The sequence below is a fragment of the Halopseudomonas pachastrellae genome, assembly GCF_900114765.1.
Classification (GTDB): Bacteria; Pseudomonadota; Gammaproteobacteria; order Pseudomonadales; family Pseudomonadaceae; genus Halopseudomonas; species Halopseudomonas pachastrellae.
The window spans coordinates 1-2371 of record NZ_FOUD01000047.1 but is presented as its reverse complement, the minus strand read 5'-3'; the positions used below and the strand labels follow the sequence as shown (position 1 = coordinate 2371).

Annotated in this window: 3 protein-coding genes; all 3 read right to left on the bottom strand. The window is 60.8% G+C overall.

Annotated elements, in window-relative coordinates; genetic code table 11:
• Positions 1-33 precede the first annotated feature (33 nt).
• A complete protein-coding gene (tnpC, locus tag BM116_RS18530) occupies positions 34-1560 on the bottom strand; it encodes an IS66 family transposase (RefSeq protein WP_083729498.1) in 1527 nt (508 codons plus the stop codon).
• Between the two features lie 61 nt (positions 1561-1621).
• On the bottom strand, positions 1622-1957 hold the full coding sequence (gene tnpB, locus BM116_RS19235; RefSeq protein WP_003282984.1) for an IS66 family insertion sequence element accessory protein TnpB: 336 nt from the start codon (positions 1955-1957) through the stop codon (positions 1622-1624).
• The gene (tnpA, locus tag BM116_RS18520) at positions 1954-2271 is read right to left on the bottom strand and encodes an IS66-like element accessory protein TnpA (RefSeq protein WP_003282986.1); all 318 of its coding nucleotides are present in this window, start codon (positions 2269-2271) and stop codon (positions 1954-1956) included. The genes tnpB and tnpA overlap by 4 nt, the downstream gene beginning before the upstream one ends.
• Positions 2272-2371: the final 100 nt, after the last annotated feature.

The following is a 2371-nucleotide window of genomic DNA, read 5'->3' as shown; positions in this document are numbered from 1 at the left end:
GCGTAAGCGTACGCCGAACTCACCTTGCGCGACTCAGGCAGGCGCCCACTGATGCGGCAGCAGTTGGCCGACCTCACTCGCCCGTTGCGTCGGCAGGCGTGTCAGCACGTCCTTGAGATAGGCATACGGATCATGCCCGTTCATGCGGGCCGACTGGATCAGGCTCATGATCGCCGCCGCGCGTTTGCCGCTGCGTAGCGACCCGGCAAACAACCAGTTCGAGCGCCCCAGGGCCCATGGACGAATCTGGTTCTCGACCTGGTTATTGTCGATGGGCACAGCACCATCCTCGACATAGCGAGTCAGTGCCTGCCAGCGTTTAAGGCTGTAATCCAAGGCTTTCGCCGTGGCCGATCCGTTGGGCACAAGATCACGCTGGGCCAGTATCCAGTCATGCAGTGTATCGAGGATCGGTGAAGCCTTTTCCTGTCGTATTCGCCAGCGTTCTTCATCGCTCATGTCCCGTGCTTGCCGTTCGATTTCGTACAGGCTGCCCATCGCGTGCAGTGCTTGTTCGGCCAACTGGCTTTTGTTTGCAGCGTGCAGATCGAAGAACTTGCGGCGGGCGTGGGCCATGCAGCCGATTTCGGTAATGCCTTGCTCGAAGCTGGCCTTGTAGCCAGCGAAGTCGTCGCAGACCAGCTTGCCATTCCACTGACCAAGAAAATTGCGCGCATGCTCGCCGGCACGGCTGGGACTGAAGTCATACACCACGGCCTTCAGATCGGCGAAGGGTGTGGTGCTGTAGGCCCAGACGTAAGCCCGATGGGTTTTCTTCTCGCCTGGGGTGAGCATTTGCACCGGGGTTTCGTCAGCGTGGATCACGCGTTGGCCCAGCACGGCTTCGCGCAGGGCATCGACTAGCGGCTGGAGCTGCACGCCGGTTTGTCCGACCCACTGCGCCAGTGTCGAGCGAGCGATGGCCAGGCCGGCACGGCCAAAGATTTTCTCTTGCCGATATAGCGGCAAGTGGTCGGCGAATTTGGCCACCATCACGTGAGCCAGAAGGCCGGCGGTGGGGATGCCCTTGTCGATCACCTGGGCCGGCACGGGGGCCTGGATCAGTGTTTCGCACTGGCGACAGGCCCATTTCCCACGCACATGCTGTTCGACGGTGAAAGCGCCCGGCGTGTAATCCAGCTTTTCGCTGATGTCTTCACCGATGCGTTGCAGCTGGCAGCCGCAGGCGCATTGGGTGTTCTCCGGTTCGTGGCGGATCACGGTGCGCGGAAATTGTGCCGGCAGCGGTGTGCGCTTGGGCTGTTGGCGGGGTTCGGCTGGAGCAACCGGGGGATTGACAGCTTTCAGCTCCGCCTCGATGGCGGCGATGTCAGTGTCGAGCAGGTCGTCCAGCAAGCTACCCTGGTCAGGGCTCAGTTGCTCGCTACGCTTGGCAAACTTGTGCCGTTTGTACCAAGCGATTTCGTGTGTGAGCTGCTCAATGATGGTTTGATCACGGTGGATTTTCTTGCCCATCACGTCGACCTGCGTCAGCAACTGCGCGGCCAGTGTGCGCAGTTGCTCAGCTGTCAGTTGGTCGAGATTGGGCGAGGAGTTCATGCTGCTGATTGTGCCAGAGCAGACGCTCTGCGCAGATACACCGATGGGCTAATGGCCGGTGCTACAGCACTGTGATCGCGCCGCCCGCACCGACCCGCTGCCAGGGCAGCCCCAGTACCAACGCCTGAAGTTGCTCGGTGTCGAGTTCAACTTCCGAGCCGTGGCGGATGCCTGGCCAGTGAAACTTGCCCTGGTTCAATCGCCGCGCGGCCAGCCAGATACCCACGCCGTCATGCACCAGGACTTTCATGCGGTTGGCGCGGCGATTGGCGAACAGATAGGCGCAGTGCGGCTTCGCCGCACCGAACACCGCCACCACGCGGGCCAACGCGGTTTCAGTGCCCGCGCGCATATCCATGGGTTCGGTGGCGAGCCAGATACTATCGATACGGATCACTGGGCGAGCCCCCGGACAAAGCGGGCGCATCCTTCAGGATCGGAAGCTGGCCATTTCACTGTGATCGATTGCTCGCCCAGCGGTAGCTCGATAATCACAGCTGGTTCAACTGGTCGTTTTGGCGTAACTCTCGCAGGAACGAACGCCGGCAACGCCGCTGGCAGTTGATCTCGATAAAGCGGTAGCCACTTGCGAATGACGTTGGCATTGATGCCGTGGCGGATGGCAACGCTGGAAACGGTCGCACCGGGTTGCAGGCACTCCTGAACAACCTGGGCCTTGAACGGTTTGGGGTAAGAGCTTCGTTGGCGCATGGAAATCCCGGCGATAAGGGCTATCGCGTCCGCTTAAAAATACGCGGACACCATCGTCCTTAATGCTGGAGTTCGGAAGGTGAGTTGGCCGGACGGATAC